Annotated in this window: 20 protein-coding genes; 7 read left to right on the top strand and 13 right to left on the bottom strand. The window is 69.2% G+C overall.

Annotation, left to right across the window (positions count from 1 at the left end; translation table 11 throughout):
• Positions 1-43 precede the first annotated feature (43 nt).
• Positions 44-907, top strand: a complete 864-nt coding sequence (gene purU / locus AL346_RS20260) for a formyltetrahydrofolate deformylase (RefSeq protein WP_019401636.1) — start codon at positions 44-46, stop codon at positions 905-907.
• A 255-nt stretch (positions 908-1,162) separates the two neighbouring features.
• The gene (locus AL346_RS20265) at positions 1,163-1,378 is read left to right on the top strand and encodes a hypothetical protein (protein WP_026015039.1); all 216 of its coding nucleotides are present in this window, start codon (positions 1,163-1,165) and stop codon (positions 1,376-1,378) included.
• A 141-nt stretch (positions 1,379-1,519) separates the two neighbouring features.
• Here AL346_RS20265 and AL346_RS20270 read toward each other — a convergent pair whose 3' ends face one another.
• The 10 genes from AL346_RS20270 to AL346_RS20315 form a co-directional block, all read right to left on the bottom strand.
• Positions 1,520-2,971: an aldehyde dehydrogenase family protein gene (locus AL346_RS20270; protein WP_026015040.1), complete on the bottom strand. Its 1,452-nt coding sequence runs from the start codon at positions 2,969-2,971 to the stop codon at positions 1,520-1,522.
• 47 nt (positions 2,972-3,018) lie between these two features.
• On the bottom strand, positions 3,019-4,860 hold the full coding sequence (locus tag AL346_RS24835) for an ABC transporter ATP-binding protein (RefSeq protein ID WP_082312590.1): 1,842 nt from the start codon (positions 4,858-4,860) through the stop codon (positions 3,019-3,021).
• A 3-nt stretch (positions 4,861-4,863) separates the two neighbouring features.
• On the bottom strand, positions 4,864-5,724 hold the full coding sequence (locus tag AL346_RS20280; RefSeq protein ID WP_019401764.1) for an ABC transporter permease: 861 nt from the start codon (positions 5,722-5,724) through the stop codon (positions 4,864-4,866).
• Positions 5,721-6,668, bottom strand: a complete 948-nt coding sequence (locus AL346_RS20285) for an ABC transporter permease (RefSeq protein WP_019401765.1) — start codon at positions 6,666-6,668, stop codon at positions 5,721-5,723. Before AL346_RS20285 ends, AL346_RS20280 begins: the two co-directional genes overlap by 4 nt.
• A 267-nt stretch (positions 6,669-6,935) precedes the next feature.
• Positions 6,936-8,435, bottom strand: a complete 1,500-nt coding sequence (locus AL346_RS20290) for an ABC transporter substrate-binding protein (protein ID WP_019402310.1) — start codon at positions 8,433-8,435, stop codon at positions 6,936-6,938.
• Between the two features lie 224 nt (positions 8,436-8,659).
• A complete protein-coding gene (locus AL346_RS20295; protein WP_019400230.1) occupies positions 8,660-9,940 on the bottom strand; it encodes an acetylornithine deacetylase/succinyl-diaminopimelate desuccinylase family protein in 1,281 nt (426 codons plus the stop codon).
• A 103-nt stretch (positions 9,941-10,043) separates the two neighbouring features.
• Positions 10,044-11,324: a TRAP transporter large permease gene (locus AL346_RS20300; protein ID WP_019400231.1), complete on the bottom strand. Its 1,281-nt coding sequence runs from the start codon at positions 11,322-11,324 to the stop codon at positions 10,044-10,046.
• Positions 11,324-11,857: a TRAP transporter small permease gene (locus AL346_RS20305; RefSeq protein ID WP_019400232.1), complete on the bottom strand. Its 534-nt coding sequence runs from the start codon at positions 11,855-11,857 to the stop codon at positions 11,324-11,326. Before AL346_RS20305 ends, AL346_RS20300 begins: the two co-directional genes overlap by 1 nt.
• 221 nt (positions 11,858-12,078) lie before the next feature.
• Complete coding sequence (locus AL346_RS20310) at positions 12,079-13,056, bottom strand: TRAP transporter substrate-binding protein (protein ID WP_019400233.1); 978 nt, start codon at positions 13,054-13,056, stop codon at positions 12,079-12,081.
• A 120-nt stretch (positions 13,057-13,176) separates the two neighbouring features.
• Positions 13,177-13,998 (bottom strand): 2-keto-4-pentenoate hydratase, encoded by an 822-nt coding sequence (locus AL346_RS20315; RefSeq protein ID WP_019400234.1) that lies wholly within the window; start codon positions 13,996-13,998, stop codon positions 13,177-13,179.
• 196 nt (positions 13,999-14,194) lie between these two features.
• Here AL346_RS20315 and AL346_RS20320 point away from each other — a divergent pair, with 196 nt between their 5' ends.
• Genes AL346_RS20320 through kduD form a run of 3 tightly spaced genes read left to right on the top strand, consistent with a single transcriptional unit; the run spans position 14,195 to position 16,579 of the window.
• Positions 14,195-14,872: a GntR family transcriptional regulator gene (locus AL346_RS20320; RefSeq protein ID WP_019400235.1), complete on the top strand. Its 678-nt coding sequence runs from the start codon at positions 14,195-14,197 to the stop codon at positions 14,870-14,872.
• A 43-nt stretch (positions 14,873-14,915) separates the two neighbouring features.
• A complete protein-coding gene (gene kduI / locus AL346_RS20325; protein WP_053193986.1) occupies positions 14,916-15,779 on the top strand; it encodes a 5-dehydro-4-deoxy-D-glucuronate isomerase in 864 nt (287 codons plus the stop codon).
• Between the two features lie 11 nt (positions 15,780-15,790).
• Complete coding sequence (kduD, locus tag AL346_RS20330; RefSeq protein ID WP_019400237.1) at positions 15,791-16,579, top strand: 2-dehydro-3-deoxy-D-gluconate 5-dehydrogenase KduD; 789 nt, start codon at positions 15,791-15,793, stop codon at positions 16,577-16,579.
• 378 nt (positions 16,580-16,957) lie between these two features.
• Here kduD and uxuA read toward each other — a convergent pair whose 3' ends face one another.
• The gene (uxuA, locus tag AL346_RS20335; protein WP_053193988.1) at positions 16,958-18,142 is read right to left on the bottom strand and encodes a mannonate dehydratase; all 1,185 of its coding nucleotides are present in this window, start codon (positions 18,140-18,142) and stop codon (positions 16,958-16,960) included.
• 169 nt (positions 18,143-18,311) lie between these two features.
• Here uxuA and AL346_RS20340 point away from each other — a divergent pair, with 169 nt between their 5' ends.
• Both AL346_RS20340 and AL346_RS20345 read left to right on the top strand, forming a co-directional pair.
• Entirely contained in the window at positions 18,312-18,671 is a 360-nt protein-coding gene (locus AL346_RS20340; protein ID WP_156332816.1) for a hypothetical protein, read from the top strand.
• A 198-nt stretch (positions 18,672-18,869) separates the two neighbouring features.
• Positions 18,870-19,151, top strand: a complete 282-nt coding sequence (locus AL346_RS20345; protein WP_019401427.1) for a hypothetical protein — start codon at positions 18,870-18,872, stop codon at positions 19,149-19,151.
• Between the two features lie 12 nt (positions 19,152-19,163).
• Here AL346_RS20345 and AL346_RS20350 read toward each other — a convergent pair whose 3' ends face one another.
• Positions 19,164-19,670: a hypothetical protein gene (locus AL346_RS20350; protein WP_019401428.1), complete on the bottom strand. Its 507-nt coding sequence runs from the start codon at positions 19,668-19,670 to the stop codon at positions 19,164-19,166.
• A 298-nt stretch (positions 19,671-19,968) separates the two neighbouring features.
• Positions 19,969-20,685 (bottom strand): amino acid ABC transporter ATP-binding protein, encoded by a 717-nt coding sequence (locus AL346_RS20355; protein WP_198301021.1) that lies wholly within the window; start codon positions 20,683-20,685, stop codon positions 19,969-19,971.
• Positions 20,686-20,691: the final 6 nt, after the last annotated feature.

The following is a 20,691-nucleotide window of genomic DNA, read 5'->3' on the forward strand; positions in this document are numbered from 1 at the left end:
CGTAGCCCTTGCAGATTCTGGAAAAAGGCTCAAAAGGGCGGCCATGTCACAACCGCACTACGTCCTCACCCTGTCCTGCACCAACCGCCCCGGCATCGTGGCGGCGGTTTCGACGCATCTGTTCGAATCGGGTTGCAACATCCTCGACGCGCAGCAGTTCGACGACACCGAGAGCAACTGCTTCTTCATGCGGGTGGTCTTCAACCCGCTGAACGGCGCCCCGACGCTGGAGGAGCTCAGGAAGAGCTTTTCGCAGGTCGCCGAGCGCTTCTCCATGGCCTGGACGATGCGCGACCGGGCGGAGAAGAGGCGGGTGATGATTCTCGTCTCCAAGTTCGACCACTGCCTCGTCGACCTGCTCTATCGCAGGCGCCTCGGCGAATTGCCGATGGATCTCGTGGCCGTGGTCGCCAACCACCCGCGCGAGACCTACGGCTCGCTCGATTTCGACGGCGCCGCCTTCCATCACCTGCCGGTGACGAAGGAGACGAAGCTCGAGCAGGAAACGCGCCTGTGGGAGCTCGTCCGCGAGACGGGCGCCGAGGTCGTCGTCCTCGCCCGCTACATGCAGGTGCTGTCCGACGGGCTCGCGGCCAAGCTCGCGGGGCGCTGCATCAACATCCACCACTCGTTCCTGCCCGGCTTCAAGGGCGCCAAGCCCTATCACCAGGCGCATGCGCGCGGCGTGAAGGTCATCGGGGCCACGGCCCACTACGTCACCTCGGACCTCGACGAGGGTCCGATCATCGAGCAGGACGTGGAGCGCATCAGTCACCGCGACACGCCGGACGACCTCGTGCGCAAGGGCCGCGACATCGAGCGGCGCGTGCTGGCCCGGGCCCTGCGCTATCACCTCGAGGACCGCGTCATCCTCAACGGCCAGCGCACGGTGGTGTTTACGGATTGATCACGGCCCGAGCGCCGCCGGGCGCTTGAGAGAATTGGAAACAAAGGTCGCGCCATGCAATGCACATGGCGCGTATAAGATAAACATATATTTCGAATTGAACTGATCGCCGCACCTGCAATTTCCATATCGAGAACAGACAGAACTTGCAGAAACCTCTATTTCACGGATTGGCGACAGCCGCCATTTGCATGACGCATGAATAGAGGTTCGACCATGCCAAATCCCCCCAAGATCGCCCCGGAGCGCGGATACATGCCCGGAACGCACCTGCCGGGACAGAGCATTGCCGCCCAGGCCGATGCCTGGACGCGAGGTCTCACCCAGACCATCCAGCAGCTCCCGCCCGGCCAGCAGCACCTTGCCGTGAACCCGGCCAATCCCGGGATCGGCGCGGGCAACGCCGCCAATCCCGCAAACGCCGCCAACCCGGGAGCCGGCGCCAACAATCCCGGAAATGCCGCCGGCTAAGGCGGAAGCAGTCCGGGCTTTGGCGGCCCCGCACCTATCGACCGGCAGGTGACGGGCGCCCGCCGGGCAGCGAGGACGGCATCGCGCAACACGGATTTTCACGATGCGTGATGCCGTCCTTCGACCGGCCCTATTGACCGCCTAGCCGTGCAGGATGGCCACCGTCTTCAGCACCGAGAAGCCGTAGAGCGCCTCGAACCCCTTCTCCCGGCCGTGGCCGGAGCGCTTGACGCCGCCGAAGGGCAGTTCGACGCCGCCGCCTGCGCCATAGTTGTTGATGAAGACCTGGCCGGACTTGAGCGCCCGCGCCATGCGCAGCTGGCGGCCGCCGTCGCGCGTCCACACCCCCGCGACGAGGCCGAAGTCGGTGCCGTTGGCGATGCGCACGGCCTCCTCCTCGCCCTCGAAGGGGATGACGACCTGCACCGGGCCGAAGATCTCCTCCTGCGCCAGCCTGTGGTCGCCCGACACATTGGCGACGAGCGTCGGCCGCACGTAGCAGCCGCCGGCCGGCGCATCCGCCACGATGCCGCCCTCGCCGGCGATGGCGAGGCCGTCGGCCCTGGCAATGCCGATATAGCGCTCGACGATCTCCTTCTGCCGGGCCGAGACCATGGGGCCGACGTCGAGGTCCGCGAGCGCGGGCCCCACCTTCAGCGCCCGGTAGCGCTCGGCCATGCGCGCCACCACCTCGTCGAAGACGGCGCGCTCGACGAGGATGCGCGAGGAGGCCGAGCAGGTCTGGCCGGCGTTCTGGATGCCGGCATTGACGAGGAAGGGCAGCGCCGCGTCGAGATCGGCATCCGCGAAGACGACCTGAGGCGACTTGCCGCCGAGCTCGAGCGTCACCGGCACCGCGTTCTTCGCCGCGGCGGCCTGCACCAGCGCGCCGGTCGCAACGGAGCCGGTGAAGGACAGGTGATGCACGCCGCGATGCGCCGAGAGCGCCGCCCCCGCCGCCTCGCCCGTGCCTGGCACCACGTTGAGCGCGCCGGCGGGCAGGCCCGCCTCCTGCGCGATATAGGCGAAGGCGAGCGCTGTCAGGCAGGCCTCCTCGGCCGGCTTCAGCACTGTCGCATTGCCCATGGCGAGCGCCGCGCCGACCGAGCGGCCGATGATCTGCATCGGATAGTTCCACGGCACGATATGGCCGGTGACGCCGTGCGGCTCGCGCAGGGTCAGCACGGTGTAGCCGTCGAGATAGGGAATGGTCTCGCCATGCACCTTGTCGGCCGCGCCGCCGTAGAACTCGAGATAGCGCGCCAGCGCCAGCGCATCGGCCTTCGCCTGCTTCAGCGGCTTGCCGACATCGAGCGCCTCGAGGCGGGCGAGCTCGTCAGCCTTCTCGGCCACGAGCCGCCCCATGGCCGAGAGGACGCGCCCGCGCTCGGTCGCCGTCATCCGGCCCCAGGCGCCGGACAGGGCCTCTTCCGCCGCCCCAACGGCGGCGTTGACATCGCGGGCGCCGCCGGCGGCGATGCGCGCCAGTTCGCTGCCGTCGGAAGGATTGACGAGGGGAAGCGTCTCGCCGCTCGCCGGCGCCCGCCATTCGCCGGCAATGAGGACGCGGTCGGTCGCAAAGGCAGCAGTCATCTCGTTCACCCGTTCGCTGATCTGTCGCTGACGCCGTTGTAGCCGCTTCAGCCGCCCGAGGGGACCTCGCCCGCCGCCGGGCCCGCCCCCGCCGGCCGCATGGCTCGCGCCGCGAGCGCCCGCGACAGGTCGGGCGAGGCGGCGAGAAGCTCGCGCGTATAGGCGTGCTGCGGCGCCGCGAACACCTCCGCCGTCGGCCCCTCTTCCACGATCTGGCCGGCGCGCATGACGAGCACCCGGTCGGTGATGGCACGCACCACCGTAAGGTCGTGCGAGATGAAGAGATAGGCGAGCCCGTGCTCCGCCTGCAGGTCGGCGAGAAGGTCGAGCACCTGGGCGCGGATGGAGACGTCGAGCGCCGACACCGGCTCGTCGAGGATGATGAGCGCCGGCCGCGTGATGAGAGCCCTTGCGATGGCGAGGCGCTGGCGCTGGCCGCCGGAGAACTCGTGCGGATATTTGTCCGCATCCTCCGGCCTGAGTCCGACGTCGCGCAGCACCGCGGCGATGCGTCGGTTGCGCTCCGCCGCGTCGATCTCCCCGCGCAGGAGATGGAGCGGCTCGGCGACGAGCCGGCCGGCCTTGTGGCGTGGATCGAAGGAGCCGTAGGGATCCTGGAACACCACCTGCACGGCCCGCCGCATGGCGGTGAGATCGGCGGCGGAGAAATCGGCGAAGGAGCGGCCGCGGAACAGCACGGCCCCGCCCTGCGGCGGCTCCAGCGCCATGAGCGTGCGCGCCAGGGTCGACTTGCCGCAGCCGGATTCGCCGACGAGGCCGACGCTTTCACCCGGCCGGACGGCGAGGTTCACGGCATCGACCGCGCGCCGCTTCTCGGGCGCCTTGAACAGCGACCGGCGCCGGCCGCGATATTCACGGACGACGGACTGCGCAACAAGGATAGGAGTGCCTGGTCCCTCCTCTCGGCGAGAGGGTGACGGATACGGCTGATCCCTCCCCTTCAGGGGAGGGTGGCTCGCGCCTCTCGGCGCGAGACGGGTGGGGTCCGGGCTGGGAGCAGTGCCCTCGACGGCAGCCGCGCCGCCCCCTCCGTCGCCGCTATGCGGCGCCACCTCCCCCTCACGGGGGAGGATCGGTGGCGCCGTCAACTTGCGCCGCGCCGGCACGTGGGTCGATGCTTCTAGCAGCGCCTTCGAATAGGGATGCCGCATGCCGGAGAAGAAGGCCGCCGTCGTGCCCTCCTCCACCACCTCGCCGTAACGCATCACGGTGACGCGGTCGGCCATCTCGGCGACGACGGCAAGGTCGTGGGTGATCATGAGGAGGCTCGTGCCCTCCTCGGCCACCAGCTCGCGCATCAGTTCGAGGATCTGGGCCTGCGTCGTCACGTCGAGCGCCGTCGTCGGCTCGTCGGCGATGATGAGCTTGGGCTTCAGCGCCACCGCCATGGCGATGACGACGCGCTGGCGCTGGCCGCCGGAGAGCTCGTGCGGATAACGGTCGAGCGGGAAGCGCGACGGCGGCAGGCCGACCCGCTCCAGCGCCTGCCCGGCCCAGGCCGTGCATTCGGCGCGCCGGGCGCCGAGGTGCTGGGCAAAGCACTCCGCCACCTGCGCGCCGATGGTCTTCAGCGGGTTGAGCGCCGTCATCGGCTCCTGGAAGACCATGCCGATGTCGCGCCCGCGCAAGGCGCACATCTGCGCTTCGCTCTTGGAAAGAACGTCCTCGCCGTCGAGCAGGATGCGCCCCGCCGCGCTGGCGCCGCGCGGCATCAGCTGCATCGCCGCGAGCGCCGTCATGGACTTGCCGGAGCCGGATTCACCGACGAGGCCGAGGATCTCGCCCTCGCCCACCGAGAGCGAGACCCCCTTGAGGATCGGCAGGCCGTAGATGGAAAGGTCGAGCCCCTCGACGCTGAACATGCTCATGGCTCAGCGCTCCCGGGCAAGGCGCGGGTCGAGCAGGTCGCGCAACCCGTCGCCGAGGAGGTTGAGGCCCATCACCGTGACGACGATGGCAAGGCCGGGCACCAGCGCAAGGCGCGGCGCGAGCGCCATCAGCGTCTGCGCCTCGTTGAGCATGCGCCCCCAGCTCGGCGCCGGCGGCTGCACGCCGAGCCCGACATAGGACAGGGCCGCCTCGGCCAGCACGCCGAGCGAGAGCTGGATGGTGGCCTGCACGATGACGAGGCTCAGCATGTTGGGCAGGATGTGCTCGAGGGTGATGAGCCCGCCGCCCTTGCCGGCGACTCGCGCCGCCATGACGAACTCGCGCGTCCAAAGCGGCAGCGCCGCGCCATAGGCGAGCCGCGCGAAGACCGGCACGTTGAAGATGCCGATGGCGACCATGGCGTTGATGGCTCCGGGGCCGAAGATGTCGCGCAGCATGATGGCGATGATGAGCGCCGGGAAGGCGAAGACGAAGTCGTTCGCCCGCATCACCGCCTCGCCGACGAGGCCGCGCCGCGCCGCGGCGAGGAGCCCGAGCGGCACGCCGAGCCCGAGCCCGATGCCCACCGCGACGAAGGACACGGCCATCGACGTGACCGCCCCGTGCATGATCATCGACAGGACGTCGCGGCCGTACTGGTCGGTGCCGAGCCAGTGCGTCGCCGAGGGCGGCTGCAGCTTGCGGGCGATGTCGAGCACCGTCGGGTCGTGCGGCGTCCAGACGAAGGACAGGAGCGCCATCGCGGCAACGACGAGCGAGATCGCGGCCCCGAGGAGGAAGCTCGGGTGGCCGAGCGCGCGGGCGGCGAGGCTGCGCCGGCCGGCGGCCATGGTCGCGCTCATGCCCGCCTCCTCAGGCGCGGATCGACGGCGGCATAGGCCACCTCGACGAGGAAGTTGACGATGACGACGCTCGCGACGAGCAGCATCACGATGCTCTTGACCACGATGAGGTCGCGCTGGGTGATGGCCTGGAAGACGAGGCGGCCGAGGCCCGGCAGGAAGAAGACATTCTCGATGATGATGGTGCCGGCGAGCAGGAAGGAGAACTGCAGGCCCATGATGGTGAGCACGGGAATGAGCGCGTTGCGCAGGGCGTGCCGCCGCACCACCTCGCTCCGGCTCAAGCCCTTGGCACGGGCGGTGCGCACGTAGTCCTCGCCGAGCGCGTCGATGAGGGAGGAGCGCATCACGCGGGCGAGGATCGACGCCTGCGGCAGAGCGAGCGCCACCGCCGGCAGGATGAGCGAACGCCCCGCCGGCCACAGGCCCGCCCCCCAGCCGGGAAAGCCGCCGGCGGGCAGGAGCCGAAGGCTCACCGCAAAGACGAAGACGAGCAGCATGGCGAACCAGAAGTTCGGCACCGCGATGCCGACCTGCGTCGCCGCCATGATGCCGACATCGGCGGGCCCGTTGCGCCGCGCCGCAGCGAGCGCGCCGACGGGCACGGCGATGAGCACCGTGAGAAGCAGCGAGATGGCGGCGAGCGGCAGGCTGACCCACAGGCGCTGCGCGACGAGCTCGCCGACAGGCACGGAATAGGTATAGCTGCGGCCGAGATCCCCCTGCACGAAGCCGGCGACCCAGGCGGCATAGCGCTCCGGCGCCGGCCGATCGAGCCCGAAATCGGCCCTGAGCGCGGCAAGGGTATCCGGCCGCGCATTGGTGCCGAGCATGATCTCGGCCGGATCGCCGGGCAGCACCTCCATCACCGCGAAGATGACGACCGAGGCGATGACGAGCGTCGCGGCGAGCGATGCGAGACGCTTGGCGAGATAGACGAGCATCAGGTCAGCCCCACCCGCAGGCCGTCCCGGAGGGAGCAACCTGATCGGCTTGAGAGCGGACGTCAGCAGCGGGCGCAACGCGATCCCCCTCCCCCCGCTTGCGGCGGGGAGGGGCTAGGGGTGGGGGGCACGCGTGCGCAATCGTCGACAATTCCGGGAAACATCTGCCTGCGGCACCGCCCCCCACCCCGACCCTCCCCACCACTTCGTGGGGGGAGGGAGAAGGGGACGCCGCGCGCGGGGAGCCGGACACGACCGAGATCACTGCTACTCGCGCCACTTGGCTTCCGTCAGGTCGTTGGCCGGCATCGGCGTGTTCTCCCACAGGCCCTCGAGCCGCGCGTCCCAGATGCCGATCTTGGGCAGGAGGAACAGCCAGGCGTTGACGGCGTCGTCCGCCAGCTTCTCCTGCAGCTGGCCGAGGAGCGCGAGCCGCTCGCTCTCGTCGGTCGAGGCGACGAAACGCTCGTAGAGCGCGCGGTATTCCGGGTCCTTGTAGCCGAAGTAATAGTCGTCGCGGGCGTAGATATCGAGATCGAGCGGCTCCACGTGGCTCACGACGGTCATGTCGAAGTTCTTGTTGCGGAAAACCTCGCTCAGCCACTGCGCCCATTCCATCGGCACGATCTCGACCGAGATGCCGACGTTGCGCAGCTGCGCCGCCAGCACCTCGCCGCCGCGGCGGGCATAGTCCGGCGGCGGCAGCACGAGCCGGACGGAGAGGTTCTCCGCCCCCGCCTCCTTCAGGAGCGCCTTGGCCTTCTCGGGATCGAACGGATACTTGCCGGTGAGGTCGACATAGCCCTTGTCCTGCGGCGCGAAATGCGAGCCGATGGGCTTGCCGTAGCCGTACATGGCGCCCTCGACCAACGCCTTGCGGTCGACGGCGTGGGAGACGGCGCGGCGCACGCGGATGTCGTCGAAGGGCTTCTTGCCGTTGTTCATGGCAAGCACGGTCTTGCCCTCGGTGTCGCCGACGACGACCGTGAAGCGCGGGTCGGCCTCGAACTGCGGCACGTTCTCCGGCGCGGGGAAGATCGGGAACGCGTCGACATCGCCGGCCATCAGCGCCGCGAAAGAGGCGGTCGGGTCGCCGATGATCTTGAAGGTCGCCTTTTCGAGGGCGACGGGCTCGCCCCAATAGCCGTCGCTGCGCGTCAGCGTGACGTGGTCGCCCTTCACCCATTCGGCGAGCTTGAAGGGACCGGTGCCGACAGGCGTCGTCTTGTTGTCGGCGGCGCTCTCAGGCGCCACGATGACGGCCGCGGCCCAGCCGAGGCTGAACGGCAGGCTGCCGCTCGGGCGCTTCAGCGTGATCCGCACCGTCTGCGGGTCGACCACCTCGACCATGTCGATGGGCTCGAAAAGCCCCTTCTGCGGGTTGACGCTGTCGGCCGCGCGCGCCCTGTCGAGCGAGAACTTCACGTCTTCCGCGTCGAAGGTCGTGCCGTCGTGGAACTTCACGCCCTGCCGCAGGTGGAAGGTGTAGACCTTGCCGTCCTCCGACACCTCCCAGCGCTCGGCGAGCGAGGGCTTCACCGTCCCGTCGCGGTCGATGCGCGTCAGGCCCTGGAAGACGTTGTTGTAGACGATCTCCGCGATCGCCGCCGCGGCGCCCGCGGTCGGGTCGAGATGCGGCGGCTCGAGCCGGATGCCGAGAATGACGTCGGTCCGCGCCGCCAGGGCCGGCGTGCCGAGGAGGATGCCGGCCGATACGGCGGCAGCGGCCGTCCCCCTCACCAGATGCTGCATCAGACGGCGATACATTCCGGCCCCTCCTTCGTCGCAAGGTCTTTTGTTGTCCATATCATGCCAGGCACGCCTTTCGTCATGGCCGGGCTCGTCCTCGCAAGTCGGGCTTGCCCGACTTGCGACACTTCCCGTAAGCGCAGCGCGTATCCGCGCTGCATTGCCATCCACGCCTTCTGCACAGGCTGCAGGGCGTGGATGCCCGCGACAAGCGCGGCCATGACGGCGGGTGCACAACACGCTCACGCCTTGCCGCCGCCTTCCAGAAGCTCATGCAAGGCGCGCGCCATGACCCTCGCCGAATCGACCATGTCGTCGATGCCGACATACTCGTCCGGCTGGTGCGCCAGGTCGAGGATGCCGGGGCCGTAGGCGATGCAGTCCTTCAGCCGGCCGATGCGGTCGACGTGCTTCTGGTCGTAGGTGCCGGGCGAGACGACGTAGCTCGGCTCCCGGCCCATGACCTCACGGATGCCGCCTGCGACAGCCTGCACCACGGGCGCCTCGCGGTCGGTCATCGTCGGCTGCACCTCGAACAGGTCCTCGATGGCGTAGGAAAAGTCCTTCCGCTCCCCGGCCAGCCGGTCGAGGATGCCGATCACCTCGGCCTTCACCTCCTCGATCCGCTCTTCCATGAGGAAGCGGCGGTCGATGACCATGCGCGCGGAATCCGGCACGCAGGGCGACGGCAGGCCGTCGTAGTCCTCGCCTTGCCCGCCGTGGATGGAATTGATGTTGAGGGTCGAGCTGCGCGCGCCCGGCGGGATCACGGGCATCGCCGTGCGGCGCGCGGCGAGCGCCGGGATGAGCTCGCATTCGAAGGCGTTGAGGACCGCGCCCATGTGGCGCACGGCGCAATCACCGAGGAAGGGCATGGAGCCGTGCGCGATGCGGCCCCTGGTCTCGATCTTCGCCCACCACACGCCGCGGTGGCCGAGGCAGATGCAGTCCTTGTTGAGCGGCTCCGGGATGATGACGTGGTCGACGCGCGGCTTCGAGAAGAAGCCCTTGCCCGCGAGATAGGCAACGCCGCCGTAGCCGCCCGATTCCTCGTCGGCCGTGCCGGAGATCTCGATGGCGCCGGGAAAATCGGGCATGAGATCGATGAAGGCCTCGGCCGCGATGATGGAGGCGGCGAGCCCGCCCTTCATGTCGCAGGCGCCGCGGCCATAGACCTTGCCGTCTTCGATCTGCCCGCCGAAGGGGTCGCGGGTCCAGCCCGCCCCGGCCTCGACGACGTCGATATGGGAATTGAAGTGGACGCAGGGCCCCGGCCGGGCGCCCTCCTTGCGCGCGACGACGTTCCAGCGCGGATAGCGGTCGCTGTCGCCGGGCGTTCCTTCCGCGCGGACATAGGCGATGTCGAAGCCGCGCCGGCGTAGCCGCTCGCCGACGAATTCGGCGCAGTCGAGGTAATTCTCCCCCGGCGGGTTGACCGTCGGGATGCGGATCAGGTCGGCCGTCAGGGCGGCCAGCTCATCGCGCCGGTCTTGAACGGCTTGAAGGACGTCTCGGATCGACATGACCGTCTCGGATCGATTGGGCCCGGCATGGTTTCACCACGCCGGGCCACCTGCAAGACGGTTTTCGTTTGTACGCACACGTTTTCGGGAAACTTTCGCATCCCTACCGGAAGAGCGCCGGCAGCCACAGCGACAGCGACGGCACGTAGGTGACGAGCATCAGCACGGCGAAGCACGCGCCGTAGAAGGGCCAGATGGTCCTCACGGCCTGCATGATGCCGATGCGGGCGACAGCGCAGCCGACGAAGAGCACGGAGCCGACCGGCGGCGTGCACAGGCCGATGCCGAGGTTGAGCACCAGGATGACGCCGAAATGCACCGGGTCCATGCCGAAGGCGGTGACGACGGGCAGGAAGATCGGCGTCGTGATGATGATCAGCGGCGACATGTCCATGAAGCAGCCGAGCACCAGCAGGAGGAGGTTGATGAGGAGGAAGATGACGATGGGATTGTCGGAGAGCGCGCGCATGCCCTCCACCATCGCCGTCGGCACCTGCAGCAGCGCGAGCAGCCAGCCGAAGGACGCCGCGCTGCCGATGACGAGCAGCACCATCGCCGTGGTGCGCACGGCGCCCAGCGTCGCCTCGACGAAATCGCGCCAGCCCATCTCGCGATAGACGAGCACCGTGATCGCCGCGGCATAGACGACGGCGATGCAGGAGCTCTCGGTCGCCGTGAACACGCCCGAGCGCACGCCGCCGAAGATGATGCCGATGAGCAGGATGCCCGGCACCGCCCCGACGAGGATCGGCAGCATGGCATGCCAGCCCGGGAAGATGCCGGCCGGATAGCCGCGCTGCCGGGCGACGATGTAGGCCACCACCATGAGCACGATGGCGAGCAGCAGCCCGGGGATGATGCCGGCGGTGAAGAGGTCGGCGATCGAGATGCGCCCGCCCGCCGACATCGAATAGATGATCATGTTGTGCGAAGGCGGGATCATCAGCGCGATGATGGCCGAGGTCACCGTGACGTTGACGCCGTAGTCGGCGGCATAGCCGCGCTCGCGCATCTGCGGGATCATCAGCCCGCCGACCGCCGAGGCATCCGCCACCGCCGAGCCGGAGACGCCGCCGAAGAGCGTGGAAGCAACGATGTTGACCTGCCCGAGGCCACCGCGCAGGTGGCCGACGAGGGCGGCCGCGAGGCGCACCAGCTTGCCGGCGATACCGCCGCGCACCATGAGGTCGCCGGCATAGACGAAGAAGGGAATGGCCATCAGCGCAAAGGCATTGATGCCGGAATTGAGCCGCTGGAAGACGATGAAGGGCGGCATGTCCATGTAGAGCACCGTCGCGAGCGACGCGATGCCGAGGCAGAAGGCCACCGGCGTGCCGAGGACGAGCAGGCCGAAGAACGTGCCGAAGAGGACCCAGAGTTCCATCAGTGCGCCTCCAGATCCGCGGCGGTCTTCGCGGCCACGATGTCTTCGCGCGGGTGGGCGATCATGCCGACGAGCCGCTCGACGGCGAAGAGCGCGATGAGCCCGCCGCCGACGACGAGCGGCAGATAGTCGATGCCGCCCGGTATGCCGAGCACCGGAAGGGTGGCGGACCAGGTGCCGACGACCAGCGTCCAGCCGAACCAGGCCATGGCGATGCCGAAGCCCGTGATGGCGACGAGGCTGACCCCGTCCATGAAGCGTGTCACACGGTCAGGGGCGAAGAAGCGGACGATGTCGAGCCCGAGATGGAAGTTCTCGCGCACCCCCACGGCCGCCCCGAGCAGAATGAACCAGCTCATCAGGAGGAGCGAGATCGGCTCCGTCCAGCTCGGCGTGTCGTTGAGGACGTAGCGGCCGAAGACCTGCCAGGCGACGGCGGCGGTCATCGCCACGAGCCCGGCGGCGGAAAGCCAGAGCGCCGCCGTCGACAGGACGCGCAGCAGGCGGTGCAGGGATGTCAGGATGGATGTCATGGGCGGTCCGATGGCAGTCCGTTGTCATCAGTCGTCGCAAACGACGTTCCCCGGCGTCCTGGCCGGGCTTGTCCCGGCCGTCCACGCCTCCGACGCTGCTCGCGTTTCCAAGGCGTGGATGCCCGCGACGAGCGCGGGCATGACGGTGGTGAAATCGGGGCCGTTGGTATGGCGCTTCCCCGTCCGGACCGCGGCAGGTCCGGACGGCGCGCTTTATCCGGTCACTGCACCGCGCGGATCTTCTCGACCAGCGCCTGCAGCTTGGGATCCTTCACGAAGGATTCGTAGAAGGGCTTCATCGCCTCCTCGAACGGCGCCTTGTCGATGGTGATCACCTCAACGCCGGCCTGCCGCACGATATCCTCGGACTTCTTCTCGCGCGCCTGCCAGAGCTCGCGCATCTTGACGACGGACTTCTTCGCCGCGTCGCGGAAGGCCGCCTGATCCTCGGGCGAGAGCTTGTCCCACACCTTCTTCGACATCACCAGCACCTCCGGCGACAGGGAGTGCTCGGTGAGCGTGTAGAACTTCGCCACCTCGAAGTGCTTGGAGCTCTCGAGGCTCGGCCAGTTGTTCTCGGCCCCGTCGATGACGCCCGTCTGCAGCGCCGAGTAGACCTCGCCGTAGGGCATCGGCGTCGGGTTGCCGCCCATGGCCTTGACCATGCCGATGAAGAGATCCGACTGCTGCACGCGGATCTTGAGCCCCTTCACGTCATCGAGGCCCCGCACGGGCTTCTTCGTCGTGTAGAGGCTGCGTGCGCCGGAATCGTAGAAGGCGAGCCCGACGAGGTCGTGCGCCTCGAACGCCTTCAGGATCTCGTCGCCGATCGGCCCGTCGACGACCTTGTGCATGTGGTCGACCGAGCGGAAGAGGAACGGCAGCGAGAGCACGCCCGTTTCCGGAATGAGATTGTTGAATGGCGCCATGTTGACGCGGTTGAGGTCGAGCACGCCGAAGCGCGTCTGCTCGATCGTGTCCTTCTCGCTGCCGAGCTGCTCGGAGACGAAGACCTTGATGTCATAGCGCCCGTTGGTGGCCTCCTTGAGCAGGGAGCCCATGTATTTCACGGCCTCGACGGTGGGATAGCCGTCGGGGTGAACGTCCGCCGAACGAAGGACGGTCTGCGCCGATGCGGGCGCGATGGCCAGCGCCGCTGCCGCGAGCGCCGTGCCGACGAGAGTGCCGAACCTGAGCATTGAAGATGCCTCCCTGGAAATGGAACCGGGGCTTTTCGCCCTCGTTTTCTTGGCGGACCCGACAGGCCGCAGCGGCGGCGGTGGCAGCGGGGAAAGCCCCCGGCGCCGGCCGGCCGCGGATCACCCCTCGCCGACGGCGCGGGTAACCGAAAGACGGATGTCGCCGGCCGCGCCGCACGACACGATCGCCCCCATGCCGGGGCGCACCGGATGGATGCCGGTGCTCGCCCCGGTCGAGACGATGTCGCCGGCCCTGAGGCCCAGGCCTCGTGCCGACAGGCAATTGGCGGCGAAGACGAGGGCGCCGAGCGGCCCGCCCGGCACCTTCGCCGCGCTGCCCTCGCCGACGGTCGCACCGTCGACCACGACACGGGTCGCGAGCGCATCGAGCGGCGCGTCGCGCCAGCCCTTCACCTGCGGCCCGACGATGATGCCGGCATTGTTGCCGAAGCCGCTGATGATGGCGGCCGGCCCGAGATCGTTGATGGCGGCGAGCGGATTGCTGGCGACCTCCACGGCGAGGAGGAGGTCGTCCACCGCCCGGGTCACCTCGTCGAGGCCGTAAGGCGCCTCGCGCGCCGGCAGGTCCGCGCCGAGGCGGACCGCGAACTCGGCCTCGATGGCCGCAAAGCCGCCCTCGATGACCGGCGCGGCCACCGTCTCGCCCCGCGCTTCGACCAGCGTGCCGGCGAAGACCGGGCCGACGAGCCGCTCCGCGCCGCCGTAGGCCGGGCGAAGGTCCGGATGGATGATAGCGACCTTCCAGCCGACGACGGGCGCGCCCCATTGGCGGATCGCCTCGTCCTGAACGGCATAGGCCGCATCAAGAGAGGCGGGCAGCGGACCGGGAAAGGAATCGAGCGCCACAGCCGCGCGGCGGGCCGCGACGAAGCGATTCGCGATTTCGGCGGAAGCTGCAGGCGAGCGCCCGAGATCCTGCATGTCTCCTCCCCTTCCCCTGCCGGTATTGCCCGGCATTTTATCCTTCCAGATTGCGTCCCTGGCGGTGAATGTCGACCGCCGCGGCTCCCTCCGCAATCGTATATTTGTGTATGGTAGTATGCTCTGCTATATCGAGCAACAGCCATTTGAAACGTTTTAAACATAGTTTGAACCGTTTGAATAGGGGGCGAAGCCCGTGCTGGCAGAGGCGCAGACCACTTTCGAATCGGCAGCGCGGCGCGTGGAGCGCGAGCTGCGGCGAGCCATCATCACGCTCGCCATCGCCCCCGGCACGCGCCTGTCGGAGGTGGAGATCGCCCAGCGCTGGGGCGTGTCGCGCCAGCCCGTGCGCGAGGCGCTCATCGCCCTCGCCAAGTCGCGCCTCGTCGCGACGCTGCCGCAGCGCGGGACGATCGTCGCCCTGCTCTCCGCGCGCCAGATGATGGAGGCGCGCTTCGTGCGCGAGGCGGTGGAGGCGGCCGTCGTCCGCCGCGCCTGCGAAGGCTTCTCCTTCGAAAGCCGCCGGCGCATCGACGACCTGCTCGACCTGCAGGAGAAGGCGGCCGAGCGCGGCGACCACACGTCCTTCCAGCGTGCGGACGAGCTGTTCCATCTCGCCCTCGTCGAGGGCACCGGCTGCATGCTCGCCTGGCAGGCGATCGAGGACCTGAAGGCCCACATGGACCGGGTCTGCTACCTCACGCTGCCGGGCATCGAGGCAATGCGCCCGCTCGTCGCCCAGCACCGCGGCATCATGGCCGCCATCGACGCGCGCGATGCCGATGCCGCCGAGAAGGCCATGCGCCATCACCTCAACGAGATCCTGCGCGCCCTGCCGCGCGTGGAGGCCGACCACCCTCACCTCTTCGAGTGAGCGGCCGGCGGCACCGTCCATCCACAACCACGAGGCCGAATCCATGCCCGCCCAAGGAACCCCTACGTCCATCGAGACCCGCCACGCCATCCACTGGCGCGAGGCGGAGACCTTCGACACGGAAGCGCTGCGCGAGAACTTCCTCGTGCCCGGCCTGCTCGTGCCCGGCGCGCTCAACGTCACCTACACCCACTACGACCGGCTGATGCTCGCCGGCGCCGTGCCGCTCGGCGAGCCCCTCGCCTTCACCGAGGCCCATGCGCAGCTCGTCGGCAGCGAGCATCATCTCGCCCGCCGCGAGCTCGGCCTCATCAACATCGGCGGCCCCGGCCGCGTGACCGCCGACGGCACGACCTTCGATCTCAGCTTCCAGGACGCGCTCTATCTCGGCTCCGGCACGGCCGACGTGACCTTCGCCAGCGTCGATCCCGCCAATCCGGCCAAGTTCTACATCAACACGGCCCCGGCCCACGCGCGCCATCCCGCCCGGCACATCACCAAGGAGGCGGCGAAGGCCGTCCCGCTCGGCAGCCAGGAGACCGCCAACAAGCGCACCATTTTCCAGTACCTGCACCCGGACGTGCTGCCGACCTGTCAACTCGTCATGGGCCTCACCCGCCTCGAGAGCGGCAGCGTCTGGAACACGATGCCGGCCCATACCCACGACCGGCGCATGGAGGCCTATCTCTATTTCGAACTGCCGGAGAACGCCTTCACGGTACACCTGATGGGCCGGCCCGAGGCGACGCGCCATCTCGTCGTGCGCAACGAACAGGCCATCGTCTCCCCGCCCTGGTCGATCCACTGCGGCGCCGGCACCACGAGCTATGCCTTCATCTGGAGCATGGCCGGCGACAACCAGACCTTCACCGACATGGACATGATCGCCATGCAGGACCTTCGCTGAGGAGCCGGCCCATGACGACCACGACCAGCCCTGCGCCGGCTTTCGCCAGCCTCTTCGACCTCTCCGGCAAGGTCGCCCTCGTCACCGGCGCGCGCACGGGCCTCGGCAAGGCGCTGGCCGAGGCGCTCGCCAGCGCCGGGGCCGATGTCGTCGGCCTCGGCTCGCGGCCGATGCCCGAGACGGCCAGTGCCGTCGCCGCCCAGGGCCGCAGCTTCCACGAGGTCGTCTGCGACCTCGAGAAGCCGCAGGATTTCCACGCCCTCGTCGCCGACATCGTCGCAAGAGCCGGCGGCATCGACATCCTCGTCAACAACGCCGGCATCATCCGCCGCGAGGACGTGCTCGACTATACGGAGGAGGACTGGGACGCGGTAATGACGGTGAACCTCAAGAGCCTCTTCCAGCTCTCGCAGGCGGTCGGGCGGCACATGGTGGCGAGCGGCCGGCAGGGCCGCATCGTCAACGTCGCCTCGCTCCTCTCCTTCCAGGGCGGCATCCGGGTGCCGGCCTACACGGCAGCGAAGCACGGCGTCGCCGGCCTCACCAAGCTCATGGCGAACGAGCTGGCGCCGAAGGGCATCACCGTCAACGCCATCGCCCCGGGCTACATGGAGACGGACAACACGGCGGCCCTCAGGGCGGACCCCGAGCGCACGCGCCAGCTCATGGACCGCATCCCCGCCGGCCGCTGGGGCGCGCCGCAGGACCTCGCCACCGCCGTCCTCTTCTTCGCCGCCCCGGCAAGCGGCTACGTCACCGGCACGGTGCTGCCGGTCGACGGCGGCTGGATGGCGCGGTGACGGCATACGGATAGCCATCGCGGCCGAAGTCTCCCCGCACCGCCGAAGTCTCCCCGCACCGCCGAACCCTGCCGCGCGCGCCGCAACGCGTGCAGGCCGCCGAAGCCCGCGGACGCGAGCGACGCCTCCCCCCCCCCCCGTCATGGCCGGGCTTGTCCCGGCCATCCACGCCTTTTGCGCTCGTGCCAGCGTCGCCCCGCGGATGCCCGCGACGAGCGCGGGCATGACGGCGGGGGACTGGCACTGCGCGGCCTGTCGCGCAGGCGGCCGATCAGGCGCGGGGCATGACGACTGGGGCGTTGCACTCCGTGGCTTCGTCTTGCCAAACGACGGCCATGGACGAGCGCGGCCATGCCCCCGGGGATGGCCGGCGCGCCCTTACGCCCTGCCCTGCACCCGCTCCAGCGCCATCATCACGCCGCGCAGCTCGGCGAGGCCGCGCAGGCGGCCGATGCAGGAATAGCCGGGGTTGGTCTTCTTGCCGACGTCGTCGAGCATGAGGTGGCCGTGGTCCGGCCGCATGGGGATGGCGGCATCCGCCCGCCCCTCGCCGCGCCGGCGCGCCTCCTCGTCGAGGAGCGCCCCGATGACGCCGATCATGTCGGACGAGCCGGCGAGATGGTCGTCCTCGAAGAAGGAGCCGTCGTCCTCGCGTTTCACGTTGCGCAGGTGGGCGAAATGGATGCGCGGGCCGAACTCGCGCACCATGGCGACGAGATCGTTGTCCGCCCGCGCGCCGTAGGAGCCGACGCAGAAGGTGAGCCCGTTCGCCGGCGTGTCCGCCGCGGCCAGGACGGCGCGGGCGTCCTCGGCCGTGGAGACGACGCGCGGCAGGCCGAAGAGCGAGAACGGCGGATCGTCCGGATGGATGCACAGGCGCGCGCCCACCTCCTCCGCCACCGGCGCCACCTCCTGCAGGAAGGCGACGAGATTGGCGCGCAGCTCGGCCGGGCCGATGCCGTCATAGGCGGAAAGCAGCTTGCGCATGCCCGCGCGGTCATGGGTGAAGTCCGAGCCCGGCAGGCCGGCGATGATGTTGCGCTCGAGCGCGTCCCTGTCGGCCTCGCTCATGGCGGCGAGGCGCGCGCGGGCCGCCGAGAGGATGGCCTCGGGATAGCTCGCCTCGGCGCCCCGGCGCTCCAGGATGAAGACGTCGTAGGCGGCGAAATCCACCATGTCGAAGCGCAGGGCATAGCTGCCGTCGGCGACCTGCCACATCAGGTTGGTGCGCGTCCAGTCCACCACGGGCATGAAGTTGTAGCAGATGGTGGTGACGCCGCCGGCGGCGCAGGCGCGCAGCGACGCGATCCAGTTGTCGATGTAGCGCCGGAAGTTGCCGGAGCGCGTCTTGATGTCGTCGTGGACCGGGATGCTCTCGACGACGGACCAGGTGAGGCCCGCCTTCTCGATCATGGCGCGCCGCTCGGTGACCGCCTCGACGGTCCAGGCCTCGCCGCTGGTGATCTGGTGCAACGCGCTGACGATGCCCGTGGCGCCCGTCTGGCGCACATCGGCCAGGGTCACAGGATCCTGCGGGCCGAACCACCGCCAAGTCTGTTCCATCACAGCCCCTCGCTTTTCGGGCGCGGCGCGCCCATCTCAACCATGCTGCCGCCCCTTATATCGATTTAGCCTGCGGCGCGAAGCCCCCGCCGCGGCTGTCCACTTTGCGGCCTGCGGCGTCACGCGCTATAGCGGAGCCGCACACGCCAGGAGAAGGGTCGAACGAACGGTGACGGAGCGCTCCCACGCACCGCTGACATTGCTGGCGCTCCTCGCAGGCATCCTCTTCCTTGCCCTGCAGGGCGGGCGGCCGCTCGTGCCGCCGTCCCCCGACATCGTGGTCGCGGCGCGGACCGTCGCCACCGGCGACCTCTCGCCGGCCACGCTCCACGATGTCCTGGCCCCGCGCGGCGGAAGCAGCCAGCCGTTCGCCGGTCCCTCCGATCCGCCGGCACCGCTGACGCCCTGTGCGGCCGCAGCGGCCGCACCCGAAGCCGCTCCGCGGTGCACGTTCGACCGGCCGGCCGCCTGGCCGGCGCGCTCCCACGCCCCCTGCGCCCGTCCGCAGACGGGCCCGCCCGCGGCGTGAACCGGCGGCGCGGTCCGCCGCGCCGGTTTCACGCAGTCGGCCATGCCGGCTGGAGCTTGCCTCGCCGCCCGTCGGGCGGCTGACGAGGTCACGTCCATGTATTCTTCGACCGATCCTGCGGCCGCTGCCGGCCGCTTGCGCGCAGCTGCGCGCGCCCTTCACCCCGCCGCCCCTCTCCAGTCGCCGCGGAGGTGAGCGATGTCCGTCCAATTTTCCAGGAAGGGCGTCGCCCGCGCGACCGCCGTGAGCGCGGTCATTCTCGTCGGCACCGAGATCCTCGGCGTCGCCGTCGCCACCGGCTGGGCCATCGGCGGCCTCATGGAGCTCGGCGACGTCGTCACCCTGGCGCTGACGGCCCTGCTCGCCGCCGGCGGGCTCGCCATCCTCGCAAAGTTCACCCGCCGGGTGATCGACGTCGAGCTGAAGGGCCATTCCGTCGAGATCCTCGACCGGCAACCGGCCGAGGACCAGAGCCCCTGAGGCTCGGGAGGCTCACCGCGCCGGCGCGTCCTCGACGAGCCGGCGGCCGGCGCTGAACAGCACCGCGAGCGTCATCACCGCCTCGAGCATGAACCAGGGCCCCGCCAGCCTGTCGAAACCGACGGAGGCGATCTCGCTGGTGCGCAGCCACCACAGCTGCGCACCGCAGGGGCAGACGCCCTGGAAGGTGGCGAGCACCGTCATGCGCGCCGCCCAGATGACCTGCACCAGCATCAGCGCGCCGAGGCCGAGGAGCAGCCGCCTGTGCCGGCGCTCGACCTCCGCCTGCGCCAGCGCGAACCAGCCGACCACGAAGAAGGGCATGGACACGAAGGCGCCGACGCTCAGCGCCTCCGTCCAGCACTGGTTGCAGGCCGTAACGATGGTCGAGAGAATGCCGCTCGCCGCGCCGACCACGAAGGCCGCCGCGGCGACGAAGACGCCCCTGCGCCCGAGAACGAAGGAAATCGCAAAGGCAACCGCAAGCGCGGCAGCGATCAGCAGCACGAGGCGCAACATGCTCTTCCCCCCAAACGGCCATCGGGCGGACCGCCCGGCCCGCCCGATGGTTTTCACACGCTGCCGAACTGTCAATGACCACGCGACGCGACATGCGTGACGCCGGCCGCCGTCATGCCCGCTCGTCGCGGGGTATCCACGGCTCGAAAGCCTGCAAGGTCGAAGGCGTGGATGGCCGGGATAAACCCGGCCATGACGCGGGAAACGTTGCATGCTGCTCCGCAGGTCCCCGCCCTGTGGCAGCCGCCAGCCCGCGACGCGTGCCGGATGGCAGGCCATCCGTGCCCCGCGGCCCGCCTCAGTGCAGGATCTGGCTCAGGAAGAGCTTGGTGCGCTCGTGCTGCGGGTTCTTGAAGAAATCGTCGGGGGTGTTCATCTCGACGATCTGGCCCGCATCCATGAAGATGACGCGGTTCGCCACCTGCCGGGCGAAGCCCATCTCGTGGGTGACGACGATCATGGTCATGCCCTCCTCGGCGAGCGTGACCATGGTGTCGAGCACTTCCTTGACCATCTCCGGGTCGAGCGCCGAGGTCGGCTCGTCGAAGAGCATGATCTTCGGGCTCATGCACAGCGAGCGCGCGATGGCGACACGCTGCTGCTGCCCGCCCGACAGCTGGCCCGGGTATTTATTGGCCTGCTCGGGGATCTTGACGCGCTTGAGATAGTGCATCGCGACCTCTTCCGCGTCCTTCTTCGGCATCTTGCGCACCCAGATCGGCGCCAGCGTGCAGTTCTCGAGGATGGTGAGATGCGGGAACAGGTTGAAGTGCTGGAACACCATGCCGACGTCGCGGCGGATCTCGTCGATGCGCTTCAGGTCGTTCGTCAGTTCCACCCCGTCGACGATGATCTTGCCCTGCTGGTGCTCCTCCAGCCGGTTGATGCAGCGGATCATGGTCGACTTGCCCGATCCCGACGGACCGCACACGACGATGCGCTCGCCGCGCGTCACCTTGAGATTGATGTCGCGCAGCACGTGAAATTCCCCGTACCACTTGTGCACGCCGAGCATCTCGAC

The organism is Chelatococcus sp. CO-6, assembly GCF_001271345.1.
Classification (GTDB): Bacteria; Pseudomonadota; Alphaproteobacteria; order Rhizobiales; family Beijerinckiaceae; genus Chelatococcus_A; species Chelatococcus_A caeni.